At 34.1% G+C, this 17,611-nt stretch carries 18 protein-coding genes; 6 read left to right on the top strand and 12 right to left on the bottom strand.

The window, feature by feature from the left end; all coding sequences use genetic code 11:
• On the bottom strand, positions 1 to 788 hold a 788-nt coding region (locus tag H6795_05055; GenBank protein MCB9817856.1), incomplete at its 3' end, for a mannose-1-phosphate guanylyltransferase.
• Positions 789 to 880: 92 nt separating this feature from the next.
• Between H6795_05055 and H6795_05050 the strand changes: the two genes are divergently transcribed.
• The 3 genes from H6795_05050 (at position 881) to H6795_05040 (ending at position 4,698) form a co-directional block, all read left to right on the top strand.
• Positions 881 to 2,245: a UDP-glucose/GDP-mannose dehydrogenase family protein gene (locus H6795_05050; GenBank protein ID MCB9817855.1), complete on the top strand. Its 1,365-nt coding sequence runs from the start codon at positions 881 to 883 to the stop codon at positions 2,243 to 2,245.
• A gap of 84 nt (positions 2,246 to 2,329) precedes the next feature.
• Positions 2,330 to 2,878 (top strand): hypothetical protein, encoded by a 549-nt coding sequence (locus H6795_05045; protein ID MCB9817854.1) that lies wholly within the window; start codon positions 2,330 to 2,332, stop codon positions 2,876 to 2,878.
• The gene (locus tag H6795_05040) at positions 2,878 to 4,698 is read left to right on the top strand and encodes a hypothetical protein (GenBank protein ID MCB9817853.1); all 1,821 of its coding nucleotides are present in this window, start codon (positions 2,878 to 2,880) and stop codon (positions 4,696 to 4,698) included. Before H6795_05045 ends, H6795_05040 begins: the two co-directional genes overlap by 1 nt.
• Here the strand turns inward: H6795_05040 and H6795_05035 are convergent.
• The 4 genes from H6795_05035 to H6795_05020 all read right to left on the bottom strand — a co-directional run bounded on the left by H6795_05035 (position 4,695) and on the right by H6795_05020 (position 7,689).
• Entirely contained in the window at positions 4,695 to 5,162 is a 468-nt protein-coding gene (locus tag H6795_05035) for a hypothetical protein (protein MCB9817852.1), read from the bottom strand. The two genes, H6795_05040 and H6795_05035, sit on opposite strands and share 4 nt — an antisense overlap.
• A gap of 238 nt (positions 5,163 to 5,400) precedes the next feature.
• Positions 5,401 to 6,480, bottom strand: coding sequence for a hypothetical protein (locus tag H6795_05030; GenBank protein MCB9817851.1), 1,080 nt, complete (start codon positions 6,478 to 6,480; stop codon positions 5,401 to 5,403).
• A gap of 164 nt (positions 6,481 to 6,644) precedes the next feature.
• On the bottom strand, positions 6,645 to 6,998 hold the full coding sequence (locus H6795_05025) for a DUF2304 family protein (protein ID MCB9817850.1): 354 nt from the start codon (positions 6,996 to 6,998) through the stop codon (positions 6,645 to 6,647).
• Complete coding sequence (locus tag H6795_05020) at positions 6,991 to 7,689, bottom strand: glycosyltransferase family 2 protein (protein MCB9817849.1); 699 nt, start codon at positions 7,687 to 7,689, stop codon at positions 6,991 to 6,993. The genes H6795_05025 and H6795_05020 overlap by 8 nt, the downstream gene beginning before the upstream one ends.
• A gap of 51 nt (positions 7,690 to 7,740) precedes the next feature.
• Between H6795_05020 and H6795_05015 the strand changes: the two genes are divergently transcribed.
• A complete protein-coding gene (locus H6795_05015) occupies positions 7,741 to 8,001 on the top strand; it encodes a GtrA family protein (GenBank protein MCB9817848.1) in 261 nt (86 codons plus the stop codon).
• A gap of 126 nt (positions 8,002 to 8,127) precedes the next feature.
• Here H6795_05015 and H6795_05010 read toward each other — a convergent pair whose 3' ends face one another.
• The 6 genes from H6795_05010 to H6795_04985 all read right to left on the bottom strand — a co-directional run bounded on the left by H6795_05010 (position 8,128) and on the right by H6795_04985 (position 15,740).
• The gene (locus H6795_05010) at positions 8,128 to 9,288 is read right to left on the bottom strand and encodes a glycosyltransferase (protein MCB9817847.1); all 1,161 of its coding nucleotides are present in this window, start codon (positions 9,286 to 9,288) and stop codon (positions 8,128 to 8,130) included.
• On the bottom strand, positions 9,285 to 10,559 hold the full coding sequence (locus tag H6795_05005; protein ID MCB9817846.1) for a glycosyltransferase family 4 protein: 1,275 nt from the start codon (positions 10,557 to 10,559) through the stop codon (positions 9,285 to 9,287). The genes H6795_05010 and H6795_05005 overlap by 4 nt, the downstream gene beginning before the upstream one ends.
• Positions 10,560 to 10,587: 28 nt before the next feature.
• On the bottom strand, positions 10,588 to 11,658 hold the full coding sequence (locus H6795_05000; protein ID MCB9817845.1) for a glycosyltransferase family 8 protein: 1,071 nt from the start codon (positions 11,656 to 11,658) through the stop codon (positions 10,588 to 10,590).
• Between the two features lie 149 nt (positions 11,659 to 11,807).
• On the bottom strand, positions 11,808 to 13,439 hold the full coding sequence (locus tag H6795_04995) for an FkbM family methyltransferase (protein MCB9817844.1): 1,632 nt from the start codon (positions 13,437 to 13,439) through the stop codon (positions 11,808 to 11,810).
• A gap of 261 nt (positions 13,440 to 13,700) precedes the next feature.
• On the bottom strand, positions 13,701 to 14,927 hold the full coding sequence (locus tag H6795_04990) for an ABC transporter ATP-binding protein (protein MCB9817843.1): 1,227 nt from the start codon (positions 14,925 to 14,927) through the stop codon (positions 13,701 to 13,703).
• Positions 14,928 to 15,740: an ABC transporter permease gene (locus H6795_04985; protein ID MCB9817842.1), complete on the bottom strand. Its 813-nt coding sequence runs from the start codon at positions 15,738 to 15,740 to the stop codon at positions 14,928 to 14,930.
• Positions 15,741 to 15,771: 31 nt separating this feature from the next.
• Here H6795_04985 and H6795_04980 point away from each other — a divergent pair, with 31 nt between their 5' ends.
• Positions 15,772 to 16,908 carry a glycosyltransferase family 4 protein gene (locus H6795_04980; protein ID MCB9817841.1) on the top strand — a complete coding sequence of 379 codons (1,137 nt, stop codon included), beginning with the start codon at positions 15,772 to 15,774 and terminating at the stop codon, positions 16,906 to 16,908.
• A complete protein-coding gene (locus H6795_04975) occupies positions 16,908 to 17,405 on the top strand; it encodes a phosphoheptose isomerase (GenBank protein MCB9817840.1) in 498 nt (165 codons plus the stop codon). The genes H6795_04980 and H6795_04975 overlap by 1 nt, the downstream gene beginning before the upstream one ends.
• Here H6795_04975 and H6795_04970 read toward each other — a convergent pair.
• Positions 17,402 to 17,602 (bottom strand): hypothetical protein, encoded by a 201-nt coding sequence (locus tag H6795_04970; protein ID MCB9817839.1) that lies wholly within the window; start codon positions 17,600 to 17,602, stop codon positions 17,402 to 17,404. The genes H6795_04975 and H6795_04970 overlap by 4 nt on opposite strands.
• Positions 17,603 to 17,611: the final 9 nt, after the last annotated feature.

Genomic DNA, 17,611 nt, shown 5'->3' with positions numbered 1-17,611 from the left:
TCAAAGCTAGCTGGAACAACAACGAGTGTTTTTGATTTTTCGATTAAGGTAATATCAATCACCTCTGTTTTAAAAGAAAGATAGGTATCTGTATAGGTCTTAGAATTCGGGTCTTGTATAGCAAACAGTTCATCAAAATTCTGTTTTAAAGTAGGAGCATATTGCGACATCTCTTTTAGAAATGTGTTTACAGACCCTACGAAGTAACCACAATTCCATAAATAATTGCCACTTTGCATATATTTTTTTGCAGTATTAAAGTCTGGCTTTTCTTTAAAACTTTCTACATGGTAAACGCCCCTGTACTCATCAAGTTCACCATCACGCTCTATGTATCCAAATCCTACCGCTGGATACGTTGGCTCTATGCCAATCAAAGCAATTTCGTGTCTGCTACTGGATACTTCTGCAGCTGTCATAAAAGAACGTGTAAAACCATGTAGGTCACGAATATGATGATCTGCATGCACAAAAGCGATGGGTTCTTCGGCACCACGCTTTTTAGCGATGTGGACTAGGGCAGCAACAATAGCATTAGCTGTACCGCGCCTACCAGGTTCAACCACAAAATGATCATCATCCACATCGCTAAGTTGCTCTTTTATATGATGCGCGTGACTAATGTCGGGCACTATATATACGTGCTCAGATATAGCCCTTGCCCGTTCGTAAGTGTTCTGCACCATTGATTTGTCGTTAGTTAATTTTAATAGCTGCTTTGGATAGTCGGAAGTAGAAAGAGGCCACAAACGAGTCCCCGAACCCCCCGCAATAATTACAGTAATCATGATTAAATATTATACATCCTTTGGCAATCAATATCTCCCAATATTATTCTGTATAATGTTATAGCGATCAAATATGTTATAATTAACAGATAGTGAGAAGCAAAAATATCAAAAACATTGCTGTTATTGGTGCTGGTTATGTAGGCCTTAGTACAGCTGTAGTACTAGCCAATACAGGTTATAAAGTCAGTCTGATTGAAAATAACGATAAACGTTTAAAGACACTAAAAACCGGCAAATCATTTTTCTTTGAGGCAGGCGTAAACGAGTTATTGAGTTATGCCTTAAATTATAAATATCTAACGATTACCAGCGATGCTCATACAGTATTAGACTCATCAGACATTATATTTTCTTGCGTAGGGACACCAGAAAACCCTGATGGCAGCTCAAATCTACGATACGTCTATGAAGTCGCAGAGCTAGTGGCTATGCAGGCTAAAAATAATTGTATTTTTGTTCAAAAGAGTACTGTGCCGGTAGGAACCGGTCAAAAAATAGAAGATATATTCCATGAAAATGGATGTAATATTAAATACGCATCCAACCCAGAGTTTTTGCGTGAAGGTACAGCAATAATAGATACGTTATACTTTGATCGAATTGTTATAGGCAGTAATAGTAAACTCGCAGCAAAAACTGTTTTAGATACATATAAATCTGTAGAACAAAAACGTGAAAAGTTAGCGAATATTGCTAACATTAAACCTGCCAAAAATAAACCTGGTAAGTATATTATCACAACACGCAATAGTGCAGAACTAACTAAAGTAACGGCAAATGCATTCTTGGCACTAAAAATTTCTTTTGCCAACTCTATAGCAAAACTTGCAGATGCTACAGGTTCAGACATAAGAGAAGTCATGGATGCTGTTGGCGAAGATAAACGCATTGGCAGATCATTCCTAAATGCTGGGCGTGGTTATGGTGGGGGATGCTTCCCTAAGGACGTAAGTGGATTAATAAGAAGCGCCGAACAATACGGAATTGACATGTCCATAATGACAGCTGCGCAAGATATCAACGAAAGCATGCCCAGCTATATTACTAAAAAGGCTAAGAAAGCTATGGGTACACTAAAAGGTAAAAACGTTGCTGTATTGGGCTTGGCCTTCAAAGCGGGCACCAGCGATGCCCGTAAATCTCCTGGCGTTAAGATAGCAAACATACTTGACAAAGCTGGCGCAATAGTAACAGCTTATGACCCACGGGCCATGGATGAGGCTAAAAAAGATTTACGCAAAAACGTAAATCTTTCAAAAAGCACAAAAGATGCTATTAAAAATAAAGACGCGATATTTATAGCTGTAGACTGGCCAGAATTCCAGTATTTAGGCTATCCCGATGAGCTATCTAATTGTGATGGTGTATTATTGGTAGACGCAGTAAACTACTATGACACAGACTATATTAAGTTGTTAGGATTCAAATATTTGGGTGTTGGTCGTAGCTATTAATTTACAACATATTTTGAATAATAACATTGACAAAACAGATAATAATGTGGTAGTGTTTAAATATATAAGATAAAATAAAAAAGTATGAAAAACTCCAAAATATTTAAAATCATTTATATATCGGCGATCATTGCACTTGCTGTGATTTTTATATTGGTAGTCCTAGAAAAATTACAAATAACCAACTTCTATACCAAGCCTATTGCGACTGTTGTCGTAGCACCACGCCCAGTAAATGATGTGCAATATACCCCAGCAAACCCAACAGACAGTGACGAGACAAACCAGAAAAAGCTAGATGGCACCATAGATCAAAACAAAGCACCAGCTTCAACCGGTGCCCCCATTAATGTAGTTCTTACAGCTGCAGGCCAAGATAATATAGGTGGCCCAGTTGTAGTAAGGGTTCTTTTAACAGACGTGACCACAGGAACCTGCACTATCTCACTAACAAATGGAAGCTCAAGCAAAGAATATGTAAAAAATGTGGTAAACGCTGGCACCTATTACAATTGTGAGGCTCTAGACATACCTATTGGTGAACTCACTCCTGGAAGTTGGAACCTTGCAGTAACAGTAACAAGTGTAGACCGTAGTGGTACCGCACAGCAAACAATAGAGGTAAAACAATAATGCTTGCTAAGCACTTAAAAAACAAGGCTTTTACAGCTGCAATGGTATTTTTAGTGATTACTATTCTGCTGCCAGTTGCCTTACCCCAAAAAGCACATGCAGTTACTGCAAACGATTGGAAAGCTGGGCGCATTATAGACGATGCTGTCTTTTATAATAAAAATTCTATGACGGCACAGCAAATACAGCAGTTCCTAGATGCTAAAGTCCCCACCTGTGACAGGTGGCGAGCGAGTAGCAACCCAAGTTATCAGCCACCCTGGACGTGCCTAAAAGAGTATAAAGAAAATATAAATACAAAAGAAAATAATGCGGGAAGACCAACCTACAATGTCCCCGGTGGCAAGTCTGCCGCCCAAATAATATGGGACGTTGCTCAAGAGTATGGTATTAACCCACAAGTTTTAATTGTAATGCTGCAAAAAGAACAAGGTTTAGTCACAGATAATTGGCCTTGGAACGTGCAGTATCAAAAAGCTATGGGCTATGCTTGCCCAGATACCGCACCTTGCGATGCCCAATACTATGGTTTTTATAATCAAGTATCTAGTGCCGCGTGGCAACTTAAAAGATATATCGCTTACCCTAATAGCTACAATTTCAAAGCGGGTGTATCACGCTATATACAATACAGTCCTAATGCAGCCTGTGGTGGCTCGCAAGTATTTATAGAGAACCCTGCAACCGCCGCCCTTTATAACTACACCCCTTACCAACCAAACGCTGGTGCCTTATCAAATATGTATGGTAGCGCCGATTGTGGCGCTTATGGTAATAGAAACTTTTGGAGATACTTTAACGATTGGTTCGGTGGTACGTTGGCAGGAGATAACTACAGAGTGAAGCAGATTGTTAAATCAAGCATTGCAAATACTCAACAGTTATTTACAAGTACAAAAACGCAAATAGATATGTTCTCATGGCCTGGTAGTAACGGTGTGCAGAAGAAAACTATACTCTATTCTCCGGATGGTGAAATAAAGGATTTCACAAAAATTAATGAACGTGATGGAGTCACCCAAACAATATATTTTGCGACAACAAACGCTGTTTACAAAATGCAAGGTGTTAATTCAAATTTTGGACAACCCATTAAGGTGCTTAGTAAAGAAAATATTAAGAAAATAATTTATGAAACGATTATTGAAAATAATGAAACAGTCTTCAAATTGTACGTACTTGCGAATGATGGTCCTTATGAATACTGGTGGAAGGATTCTACTGCAATAAGTGGTGGGTTTAGACTATGGAATATTACAAATGCTGTAGACATGGTTAAAGCAAAAGATACTTTAGGTCTAGATGAAGTATATGTTGCTACGCCTTATGAAGTATATAGAATGAAATGGCCTGTTAACGGTAGTATTGAGCGTATAAAAGTATTGCCTATGAATAAGATTGTAGATATTGAAAAGCAAAATTTAACAGATGGTACCGAACTCTTATATACGGCAACTGATAATGCTGTATATGAAACATGGTGGCGTCAAAATAGTAAATTTAGTAATGCAGCTCAACTGGCCACTACTCCGAGCGGTAGAAAAAATGTAGCAATTGAGAAAAATATTACTAACGGTGTGCATCAACTGTACATTGCTGATGGAAGCTATGTACGCGAGCTTTGGTGGGGCAACGGAAAAGAAGTAACTGAAGGAAGACTTATACATATATCTCAGAATGGAATTACAGACATAGAGAAGAGTTCAGATGGGAAATATCAAAATGTCTATACTAGTTACGATAAATTTGTATTTGAAACATGGTGGGGTAATGGTAGGCTTAACAATGGGCCAGCTATAGTTGACTTGTCAAAATTCTAAAATATGTATTTTATATTATCTATTTTATCTATTTTATTCTGAAGTATATTTACAGAATTTGAATCAGTAATAATATAGTAATCATTGTTTTTATGCATCTGCTGATTAGAACATTCTTTAATATATTTAATCATCTTATTATCTTTATCAACGCTATTAGAAGTATATGCAAGCTCATTAAATGCGTTATAGAAACAGCTTGGATTAGATGAATCTGCTACACCCATAGCATTTACCCATCGAGATATCTGCGCATGAGAATATAGGTTTCCATTATTGTCCGCATGAAGAACTATAAGATTATAGTCATGCAATTTCTCGTTCACTGCTAATGGGATTATTTTTGATATATCTTCATCATAGTAATTTGGCTTACTAATGCTGTTATAGTCACGATAAAGTGACCTAATCTCTAATAATGGTGTTTTTGTGTAGCCTATGGATGTCAGAGTAAGAAATGACATTAATACAGGTAAATATACTATTAACATATGATTTTTATTTTGTATATTTGCACGATATATAAAATATGGCACTAATATAGCAAATAATATAAGCTCCATTATTATAGAGCTTTTTATAAGATAGTACCTGGATTCACCTACTAGATAATACTGTACTAACATAAGAAATGCGATTAATAGTACATACGGTATAACGACGTTTAATACATTCATTCTTTGTTTCAGTTTGATATTATTATCAAGATATAAGAATAAAATTCCTATGAAAAATATTGTAAAAAAAGAAACTATTAAAACTACTGAGCGCGCCTGTTGCTTCTAGCCCATTTTTAGCATCGTAATGAATCTGGAAATAGATTGCAACTAGATGGAATAGTATTAGAATAAATATGAGAATATTTTTTGAATTCAATATATGAGCTATTTTTCTTATGCTAAATTTATCTACACTTAAAAGACTTAATAAAATGATAAGTAATAATACTGGGGTAAATATCGGCCAACTGTATGAAACTCCTATTGTAATTAAAATAAAGAACACCAATGGTATCTTGTCTATGAAGCTATTAGAAATCAACAATTCACCTATTGTTTTTCTTTTTTCTAAAAATAGAAACGTTGAAGCGAATAATATAGCTGCAGATACATAAAAATAATTTAAGAACCCCTGCTGGACAAATAGAAAAAGGTAAAGTAACAATAATGGAATTGCTAATGTTATACCTAACGTAAAATATTCGTAAGTTGATGACTTTTTATTACTATTTTGATAAAAATATTTTAACAAAGTAGTAGCTAAATATATGGTGCTATACACTAGTAATGCTGCAAAAATAAGATACTGCAGAGCGTATATTAGAGCGTTCGTCTTCCAACTTGAGTCACGCTGTACTACACCTAGGTCTGATTGGACAAGCGATGTTGAAACATGAAATCCCCTCGGATAATAACTCTTATTATATTGGTATCCCCCCCTAGTCTCTTCATAGCCCAATGAATCATAATGCACAGTAGAATCGACTACCTGAATACCGCCTATATTAGTAATAGCCTCATATGTACCTTTTTTTACTGCAATATAAGCAAAAGGTAGTAAAAACATCGCAAAGATCATAAACGAGATCATATCCTGTTGGTTGAAAATTGGGATCTTTTCATTATTCTTTTTTTCAAACAATACTATGCAAATTATAATGAGAATCGCATTCGTTATTACTATAGCTTCAAATCCACCATTTCTAAATAGCATAAATTGTATTGCTGCTGATAACTGTATAAGAGAAAAATATACTAACAAAGATGTAATTAATATGCTCAATTTACTCTTTATTACTCCTATCCTAGGAATAGAGATATAAAGAATTGCCAATAATGTTATTGTGTATATATAGTCTATGTCTAATTGATACGCTATAGTAGCAAAGAATATCAGACTAACTTTTAATAATAAGCTTTTATTAGTACTAAATATTTTTATGTTCATTATTTTTTTGAAAGCTTAATTGATAATATTTCATGAAGTTCATTAATTTGTCTTTCAAGATTGTCCAATTTTATGAATTGGCTTGAGTGCATTACTAGAGATACATTCAAGCCTGTAATTAATACAACGTCCATTATACTTAACGGCGTACTATCAGTTAGACTGTTAGCTACTAAATATTCATATAGTGTATCTGAAAATAGTAGGCCAATAATGACAGAAAGCCAAAACATGGTTTTTAATATGAGAGATATTTTGCCTATTCGCTTCTTATGATATTGTTCTAGTACTGCAAGCAAACCCATTAATGCAATAGGCAAGTTCAGTATTAATAATAAAGTATACTTATCCATTAATCAGCCTGATCAATCTTCTTTTTATTAACTGTCTTATTATATCAATTGCCCCCCAATTACTCTGTCCTTTTGTTAATGAGTATTGTGTATAAACGGCCTGTATTGGAACTTCACTAATGCGTAGATTGCATCTTTTTGCTCTCCAAATCATTTCTGAACTAAACGCAAACCTATTGGAATCAAAAGTTAGTAAATTTATAGCTTTTTTGTTTATAGCTTTTAATCCAGATTGTGAATCTGTAACATTTATGCCAAAAATCAGTGCCGTAACGTAGTTTAGGCCTTTATTACCAAGCCTTCTATACCAAGGCATGCCTTTTGCGATATTTATTAATCTACTGCCAATTACCATATCTGCGTCTTTATTCATACAACTCTTAAGTACTTTTTTAATATCCATTGGCAAATGCTGTCCATCAGCATCGGCTGTGACAACAAAATCAAAACTGTTATTCTTAGCATACCTCAAACCTGTACGCGTCGCTGCACCAGCCCCCATATTCATAAGATGGTTAATTACAATCACTCCTTTTGCTTTTCTAGCTTGTGTATCTGTGTTATCAGCTGAACCATCGTCTACCACTACAATTAAGTGCTCTATTTGCTGAAGTTCATTTTGTATAGATTTTATTGTTTTTAAAATTACTGAACCCTCATTATAAACTGGAATTATTATACATACCCTCATGTCATATATGATTATAACAAATCTACAATTAGTATGATCTATAATAGAAATATGTCTTCAAAATTAAATAGCGGTATAAAATATTTACTAGTAGGTGGCATGGCGTTTATAAGTGAGTATGTATTTTTCATAGTACTCTATTATTTAGTAGATTTAAACATTGTCACATCTAATGTATTGAGTTTTATTATCGGGTTTATAGTAAGTTTCTTAGGAAATAGACAATGGTCGTTTAGTAAAAACATATATAAGTATAAAAAATATACGCAGTTAGTTTTTACAGCTTATTGGCAGTTTTTAATATATTATTAAGTAGTTATTTAATTTATATACTTTCAAACTATATATCTTTACCAGGCTACGTGGCAAAATTCATTACAGTTATTATTATAGTCGTATGGAATTATTTTATTTATAAAAACCTCATATTTAAAAACATTAGTCAATAATACTTTTATAAATTTTTGTTAGTTTAGATGTTTGCATATTCCACGACATAATCTTGGCATATTTCACCGACTGTTGCCTTTTTTCTTCAAAGTTAGTTGTTAATAATTTTCGTGCAAGCTCGTAATAACTGAACGTATCAGTAAGTACTGCGGCACCTTTTGAATCTTCTGCGATTTCCCTGATTGTTGCAGTTGGGTATGCTATTACCGGCATACTGTTGGCAAAAGCTAAGTTTAGAGCCCCCGATGAAGTCTTGCCGTAATAAACACCATCATAAGGATAAACGCACACAATAGCTTCCTGTATAAGGGAATTTAAGCGATTATCTTCTTTAATGAATCCTGTAATATATACCCTGTCCTGTAAATTATACTGAACTATTAAATCTGTAATTTTGTTATAGATATCGGCTGAATCACTAAAAGGATGCACACCTCCAATTATAGCCAATTTATAGGTGTGCGGTAGATAGTTTAGAGCCTTAACTGCGTCAAAAAGACCTTTATGTTTGTGCATAAAACCTACACAAGCAAAAATTATATCACCTTCATGGTAATCTAGTTTTGATTTTATTTCATCGCTACTAAGTCTACTAATAAGATTAGGTATAGGGTGCTTTATTCTGATAACTTTATCTTTAGCAACTCCAAATTCTAATAAAGATTTTATTGTAAGTTCGTTATGGGCTAAGACAATATCAGCCAGCCTGAGAGGTATAACGTGTCTTTTTATTAATTCGTTTGCGTGCCTTCTTTCACGTAAATATTTATAAATACTTCTTGGCCCAATGCCTCCAAGTTTTGGAATAATGATTACTACATCCGGTGATGTGTGAACAGTAAAAATAACCTTCTTGTGCATTTTTTTTGCAAATTTTACGTACTGCTCAAGTTCGTTATGCTGGAAGAACCCAAATTCATGCTGAATGTGCAGGATGTCATAATTGGCTATCTGCTGCTTAAACAAACCCAAAGCTTCATTAAACTGGGCCTCATTCATAGTCTTGGTCTTATTTGGTGAGTATTCGAAAATCTGATTTTCAATCTCCGGGTAGTTTTTTGTGAACGAATCAATGTAGTTTTGCTGATACTTAGCAATACCACAATCTTCGTCGTGAGTGGTGACGTGTAATACTTTTATAACATTCATATCTTTTCTAATTCCTTACATATTTGTAAATAAGATTCATCCCAAGAATACATTCTATATGTTTTTGCACGCTTTTTTTGTATATCAATGCTACTAATCATATCAGAAATCGCTTTTAGACAGTCATCGGTGGAATATGGATTAAAGTGTTTCGTTATGCCTGGCGCAATCTCTACCATGCTAGTTACATTACTTGCTAAACTTGGTACACCATACGCAAGGCTTTCTGCAATGGGTATCCCCCAGCCCTCATACATACTAGGTAAAACGGTTAGCACACTTTTACTATAGAGCCAGGCCAATTCTTCATCAGTTACCCCACGGAGAACGTGAATTTTATCTTTAACATCTGGGTCATTTGTGACAATATCTATGAAATAGTCTGCTTTCCACCCCTCTCTACCTACTACAAAAAGGTCCGGAAGTTTAATGCTCTTAGTGATGGCAAGTTTATACACATAATAAAGTAGCATGTGATTCTTTTTTAACTCAATAGTGCCAACTGACATAATAAACGGCTTGCTTGTACTTATCTTATCTTTTTTACTTAGTGTTTTTGGCTCTTTTATTTCAAAATTATCACCAAGTCTAAAGACCGAAATCTTTGGTACGGGTATTTTATTGCTCACAAGCCAATTGCTTAAATCTTTTTTTGTATTTTTTGATACTACAAACACTATATCGCAAATCGGAACTATTCGTTTACAGTAGTTCGTAAGACTTTCTGTAGAATGCGCAGATAAATGTGGTGTCACTATAGGGCCTACATCATGAATGATTGTAGAAAGCTTTACTCCTTGATTATGAAAATTTTCTAGCATTAAAAGAAAATTTTCATCCCACCATTCCCCCCAAGGTATAAAAACAATATCATTATGTTTAATGTCTGGTACGGTATAGTTATGTGCCTTAACTAATGCGTGCTTACTTATGATTTTATTTGGCAATTCTGGATGAATATATTTCGTTCTATATACAATAGCTTTTGCAACTCGCTTAGTCTGCTTCTTTATGCTAGATTTGCTACTTGATGCGCTGGCATGGTTAGCACTTTCATAGATAATACCGCTTTCTCTCATTAAAGTTTCTTCTAGATTTACTACACAATATGCTTTAATTTCTTTAACCCAGCTGACGTAAATTGTATTATCCTGCTTAAATCTTTTTGCAAGCTCAAGCATTACTCTTGGTATACCAGCTACTGGACCGGACCAATGTACTAATTGGGTAACATCAAAATATAAATTACTACTATTATTCTTTAAATTCACAATCTACATTATACCACTTGAGGAATAATTACTTCTTGATCTTTGTTTTGAGTTCTTTAATATTTCTTATTGGTTTTGTTATCTTCCATGATTTTGAATTTTCCATAATGTATATATGATCTTCTAATTCTTTTATTTTTTCTTCTTTTATTTTTTTTTCTTCTTCTAATTGCTTTAAAAGTTCCTGTACGTGGTTACTCTTATCTTTTGCAAGTTTTTGAGAGATCTTTAAATTATCAACTGCATTATTCGTTTCTAGTCCTAATTTCCTCATAGCATTTTTTAGTAATTTAGAAGCATCCCTACCCAAAACTGACATACATTCTACGTAATAGTCATAATATATATCACTGTATTTTGCCGAAAAATCATCATAACAAGTAAAAGGCTTATCCCTACCAGAAAAATGAATAATTGCTGGGTTGTCTAAATGTCGATACTTAAATACTGAAACTACCGCATTGTATCTATAATCTAATTGTAAAATTTTATTTTTAAAAGTAATGTTTGTTATGGTTTGATCTGCAAATATATTATATTTTTTTGGTATAATTTTGGTCTTATTTCTGATGTTTCTCCAAAACACATCCATGATACCGCTAGTTCTTAATTTATTTAAATCCATCAATAACAATCCAGAATTATAATATACATCCGTGCTATTAAATCTTATTCCTGCCTTAAAACCTGGGTAATCACCCGTGCTAGAAACGTAATAATCTTCAACGGCAGCAATGTAATTATCTTGCATATCAATGTTATAGAGATGAGATAGACTATCGATACATAGCATATCAAAATCCATATATAGTACCCTATCTTCATTTTTTAATATATCAGGAGCAAAATACCTATAATAAGCTGGCATACTAACAGTTTGATTGGTAAGTTCAACATCACTAAAGAAGCTATTATCTATTTTGTAGAATTTAATATTAATATTTTTTCTTATTGATTCTAACTTACAAACTTCTTTTTGGTTAGTAGCGGAAATGTCAGTATGGATTATAAAAATATTAATATTATCTTTAATGTTATTCTTAATTGTTGAGTAAAGAGTAACCGCTAGCATTTCAACGCCATTATTATCAGATGCCATTACGATATTCATAGTAATTATTCTACCATTATTTAATTTTTAGTGATGTTTTGAGCTGAGGAAAATAATCTAAAGATTAATATGCATAAAAAGAAATATGTGTGTATTGTTGATTATATAATTTTATATATAAACGCTTATTAAAACAGTCAAGTATGCGCTAGCTTGTCTTTATGCATGAATAGGTAAGTTGGTGTTGCATTAAAGACATCAACAATACTATATCCAAGCGGTGATAATATTTTTAATACTTCATTTAAACGACTCTGTTCGAACGCCTCAATATATAATAATGGTGTGAATTTTTCTATTGTTTTGAGTGCGCCTTTTAGCAGAGGTATCTCCATACCTTCTACATCAACTTTAATTAAATCAATTTTGGACAGGTCTTTGAGTAGAAAACCATCAAGCGTAACAACCTTTACGTCCCCCTTGCTCGCCATTTTAACCATTGTTGCACCTTTATTATCTTTATCGACAACTTTTATTTCGGCTTTATCGATCTTATCACCTAACGCAAAATTGTAAACTTGTATCTTTTTATCCAAATCATTTAACTCAATATTATTTTGTAATGACTTATATGACTCGCTAGATGGCTCAAATGATATCACTTTACTCGCATTGCAATGAGTCGCAAAAAACAAAGAATGATTTCCTATATATGCACCGGCATCTATTATGACATTATTTTCTGATATTTTAAGTCTTTTCTCTATGTCTATGAGCATCCCAATTTCATAAAACTGTCCCGTAGTACTCTGTATTCTTTGAATCCAATCATTTTGGTTTGTTATGTTAAATTGGGTAACTATATTATTGTGTATAACTTTAGCGATATTTTGATCTTGGTTCGCGCCAATTTTTTTATATAAGTCAGGGAAATACCTTAATATTTTAGCTAATTGAGTGTCATTATTATTAGGGCTATTTCGATCAACATTTACTATAGATAATCTTTCACTATTGTTATTATCAAGCTCATAAGATAATGTGTCACTAAAACCATCTTTTACCAAAACTCTTTTTGTACCCTTTAATTCAGCCATAGCCCAAAACCAAAGGTCGTCTGCGAGTGGTGCTAGCTTCTTGAATAAACTTTCTTTCATCACTCTACTGTCAAGTGAGCTTGGTGGGTACAGTACTCCACCTATTCCAGTAGGTAGAAATAAGTGATGATTATTATGGTCAGTTGTTACTAATTGCCAATCTGTATACGGCTGAACATGTCCATTTTTTATTAGCATCTCTCTGCCTCTATTAAATATTATTGCATTCGGTTGCTTGGCATGTTCGATCATTGTTTTTTCCAGCCAGTCTTTTGGATAAAGAACATCATCATCGACGGTGATTATAGTGCTTTCTGGAAACTCTTTTAATGCTGGTATTAGCTTCTTATAAGACTTTATATCATTTGTGAATTTTATCTCTAGTCCTAATTTCTGTAGCTTAATTAAAGAAGATGTTTGTTTTTCATCATGTGCAAGCCAAAGTATGATTTTATCTGGCAATACTGTTTGGTTAAAAAGCGATGCAATCGCTAGTGGAGCAGTACTTTCTAATCGATGGCCGTGACTTGTAAGGCTTACAATAATTTTTGGATGAATTTGTGTTTCAATCTTTTTTGCAGATTTAATCATTTCCATAAGTTTTCTTTTGGATACTTTTGTCTCTGAACGATTTTTGAAATTATTGTCTAGTTTAAGCTTTAGATTCCTATAGAGAACTACTGATCCATGAGGTGCTGCCGCTTTAATTAGTCTTTTAGGGGTTGTTTTCATGACTTCCTTTCATTATAACTACGATATAACAAGTTGATCTTCTATTCTTATAAGAGTTAGAGTTTAGTACAACAATTTATTATTTTACTATCTTATTATAAGATACATTGGTACATTCTGTAATTAGAATACTGTATTCTTTTTACCGATCAAATAACTACATATTTAGCGGCATATCACTATGCTCATCATTAATAAAACGACATAAACACAATGGCTATCACCCTCTTGCCATTGATTGTTAATGTTCGAATACATTAATTAATTTATTTCTTTTAAGTTATAACAATATTCCTTACAGTCAATCCAATTACCGTGTATATCGTTATCTTTTCTGAGCAAACCATTGTCACTAACCTTGTTTCTGACTGCAAATCTGCATGAGTTAGATGAATTAGTGAAAGCAATGCGTTTTTTTGAGTCTACCTCATCAATTACTGCGTTTACATATAAGTCTGAGTCATTGAAATACTTTAACGGCAACTTGTAAGTTAACCGATGCTTTCCCCTACCCTTAATTGGCATTGTGCCATTCGCCAATATGGTAAACGCACGCATTTCTTCAATAATAGAAAAGAACACACGAACAGGAGTGTCGTCAGTCACTTCATACTCTATATCAAATACCAGTGTGTCTTCATTGCTTAATATTCTTTTGGAAACTGGCAATACCTTAAAGTATGGTACTCGATCACTCAGGCCATCACTAGCATCTTTATCACTTGCAATATCTCTGGTTGACTTAAAATTTTCTTGGGTGTATTCATTGGCCACGTCCTCCGGAGTGCCTAAAATAGCAATTTTGCCATTTCGTATCATCATAGCCCTATCGCAAAACTTTCTGACGGCGCCCATATTGTGAGTTACTAATATTACTGTTTTTGTCGTATCCTTTTTTATCTCTTTAAAGTACTCCTCACATTTTCGCTGAAAGGCTTCATCACCAACGGCTAACACTTCATCAAGAATTAGTATGTCTCCCTTTGCTTTGATGGCGACCGAAAACGCTAAACGTACCTGCATGCCGGATGAATAATTTTTTAAATTTTGGTCCATGAAATCCTCTAGCTCTGCAAATTCAACAATGTCATCGTATATCTCGTCAATTTCTTTTCTAGTAAAGCCTAGTAAAGAACCATTTAGATATACATTTTCTCGACCAGTCAACTCTGGGTTGAACCCCACGCCAAGTTCAATAAATGTTACTAATCTACCATTAACTTTTACGGTACCAGTCGTTGGTTGATAAATCCCAGCAATGATTTTTAGTAAAGTACTCTTACCGCTACCATTGCGCCCTACGATTCCAAAGAACTCACCCCTTTTTACAGTAAAATCTATTTGCTTAAGCGCTTTCTGCTTTGTACTATAACCATTATGTCTAAAGAGTGACGTAAACAAGGATTTAACGGACGTTTTTTTCTCATGCGGAAGAATAAAATGCTTTGACACGTTCTTGACTTTAACTACATAATCTTTTGGTTTCACTTATATCTCCTCCGCAAAGCCCTTAGAACGACTCCTGAAAAATAACGCACCAAAAACCACAAGCGTTAATGTTATTAGCAATGGTAAATAGCCAATGAAGCTACCATAAAGATCATATGCGGTTATAGTGTCCCGAGTTATTAACGTATTCCGTGCCTCTTGTATACCGATGGCTACCGGGTTTAACATTAATATTTTCTGAACATATTCGGGCAATATCTGAAGTGGATACAGAATCGGCGTACCGTAGAATCCTGCTTGCATTATTACTTCCCAAATATAATTTAGGTCCCTTAGGCGCACAAACAGTGCAGAAAGTATAAACCCTATACCCATACCGGTTAAGAAGATTACACCTATAGATAAAGGTAAAATAACAACCGCACTTACGCTTGGGTTAGAGCCGAATATTACCATAAATGTAAATATTATTATTAGATTTATGCCTAGATTAATAAGGGCAGATATTGAAGTAGAGGCAACGATTATATATTTTGGAAAGTTGATTTTACGTATTAAATCACCCCTGGATACAATTGAACCAATTGCCCCATTTGTGAGATCAGAAAAAAAGTTCCATAAAACAATACCAAGTAAAAGGTATATAGGAAAATATGGTATATCGCCCCCTACCCTCAAAAACTTCACAAAAACAAGATAGAGTACAACGAATAAGGCCAAGGGCCTAAGTAACGTCCACGCATACCCAAGCACACTGCCTTGATATTTTAGTTTGAATTCTGTTCTGACTAATTCTTGTAGCAAGATCCAAGAATAGCTATATCTACTTTTGATTTTACTTATAGTCTGCATCAATAGCTAATTATACCTTATAATATACGCTATGAAGAACACTAAAAACCCAAAACCGTCTATTCTATTAGATACTGGGCCTTTGCTTGAAGTAAAAAAATCTGGTATTAACCTTTACACAGAGTACCTAGCTAAGCATCTTTCTGAAGAAGGCTATGATATATACGGATTTTATTTTAATTTTGCTGGCAGAAAAAAAATAAATATCAAGTCACAGTATCCATACATAAAATTTATTGAAATAAAACACTTTCCTGGAATTGCCATAAGACCAATTGCCAGATTATTTGGAATACAGTTCCCAATAGAACTTTTTCTTAATAATAAATATGATTTACACCTTTATCCTAACTATGTATCTTATCCTTCTTTAAAGAAGACTAGACAAATAGTAGTTACTCATGATTTATGCTTTATTGACCATCCAGAGTATTTGACAGAGAAAAATTCGGAATATCTTAACAAAATTATGCCAAAGGTAATCAAAAGAAGCGACCTCGTTGTTTGTGTTTCTAAGTTCACGGAGACTCGGGTCAAAGATGTTTATTGTTCAGAAAATACCTGTGTACTTACTCCGCCCGTAGTCAATCATAGGTTTTCAGAAAAAAAACTACCCAAAGGTGTGGTCGGCAAAAAAGTCATTCTATTCTTGGGGACGGCAGAAGTGAGAAAAAATTTGGAAACTTTAGTAGAAGCTATGCAATACATATCAAATGATTACTCTCTTGTAATTAGTGGCAATAAAGGCTGGAAAGATGAACGCTTAAGGCAAAAAATTAATGAATTCGCCAGTAAAGGAGTAGATATAGTAGAAACCGGATATGTTTCGGCTTCTGAAAAAAGTGCTTTATTTGAAAATGCTCATGTTTATGTTTATCCCTCGCACTACGAAGGTTTTGGAATGCAAATTATTGAAGCTATGCAACACAGAACACCGCTAGCTCTTAGCAACATAGCTGTATTTAAAGAAATCGCTCAAGACGCGGCTGTATATTTTAATAAGGATAATCCCCAGGATATTGCAAAGAAAATAGTACAGTTAATAGATGATGATGAACTTCGCAAAAACATTGTCTCTAAGTACCCTCGCTTACTAGAAAAGTTTAGTTGGGAAAATAGTTCTAAGGATTTTTTGAATAGAATAAACAATTTATGGAGTCATACTTGATGGTTGCAGATAAAAAAGTACAAATAAAGAAATTAAAATCAATGATTGATGAAATTGGTTTTAGAATTGTAGATACTAATTTTACCAAACCATGGGGTGCTTATTTTAGATTAGCCAATAGTAATGCGGAAGCTTTTATAGATATGTATTTTGCGGATATTAAAGATCAATTTGAAACATTTGAAAGTTTAAGCCCCAAATATTTAATTGTTCAACCAGGCGAACGTTTAAGCTGGCAATATCATTACCGTAGAGCCGAACATTGGCGAGTTTTAGAGGGTATTGTTGGGATTAAATTAAGCGACGACGATACTGAACCAGCAGAAACCGTTGAGCTTAATGAGGGCGAGTTAATTCAGTTCTCTGCGCTAAAAAGACATCGCTTAATTGGTCTTAATAATTGGGGTGTAGTTGCAGAAATATGGCAGCACACAGATATTGCCAATCCATCAGATGAATCTGATATTGTACGCGTAGCCGATGATTACAATCGTTAACCAGCTTTAGCATTAAACTTTCCAGCGTGTAAATCATCTAGGCTAACACCGTAATAATCTGCTAGAGCCTGTCTATAGGCAGCTAACTCTAGTGTATATGCGCCCATTGCCTCGTTTCTGTCACGAAAATCTTTAGTATCGCAGAATTCATTATAAGATCCTGGATTAGCTGGTTTAGTTTCTGGTGTCGTATTCATTCATTCTCC

This window comes from Candidatus Nomurabacteria bacterium (assembly GCA_020631975.1).
Classification (GTDB): domain Bacteria; phylum Patescibacteriota; class Saccharimonadia; order Saccharimonadales; family CAIOMD01; genus JACKGO01.
The sequence above is the reverse complement of the archived record's forward strand: the minus strand, read 5'-3'. Positions and strand labels throughout refer to the sequence as shown.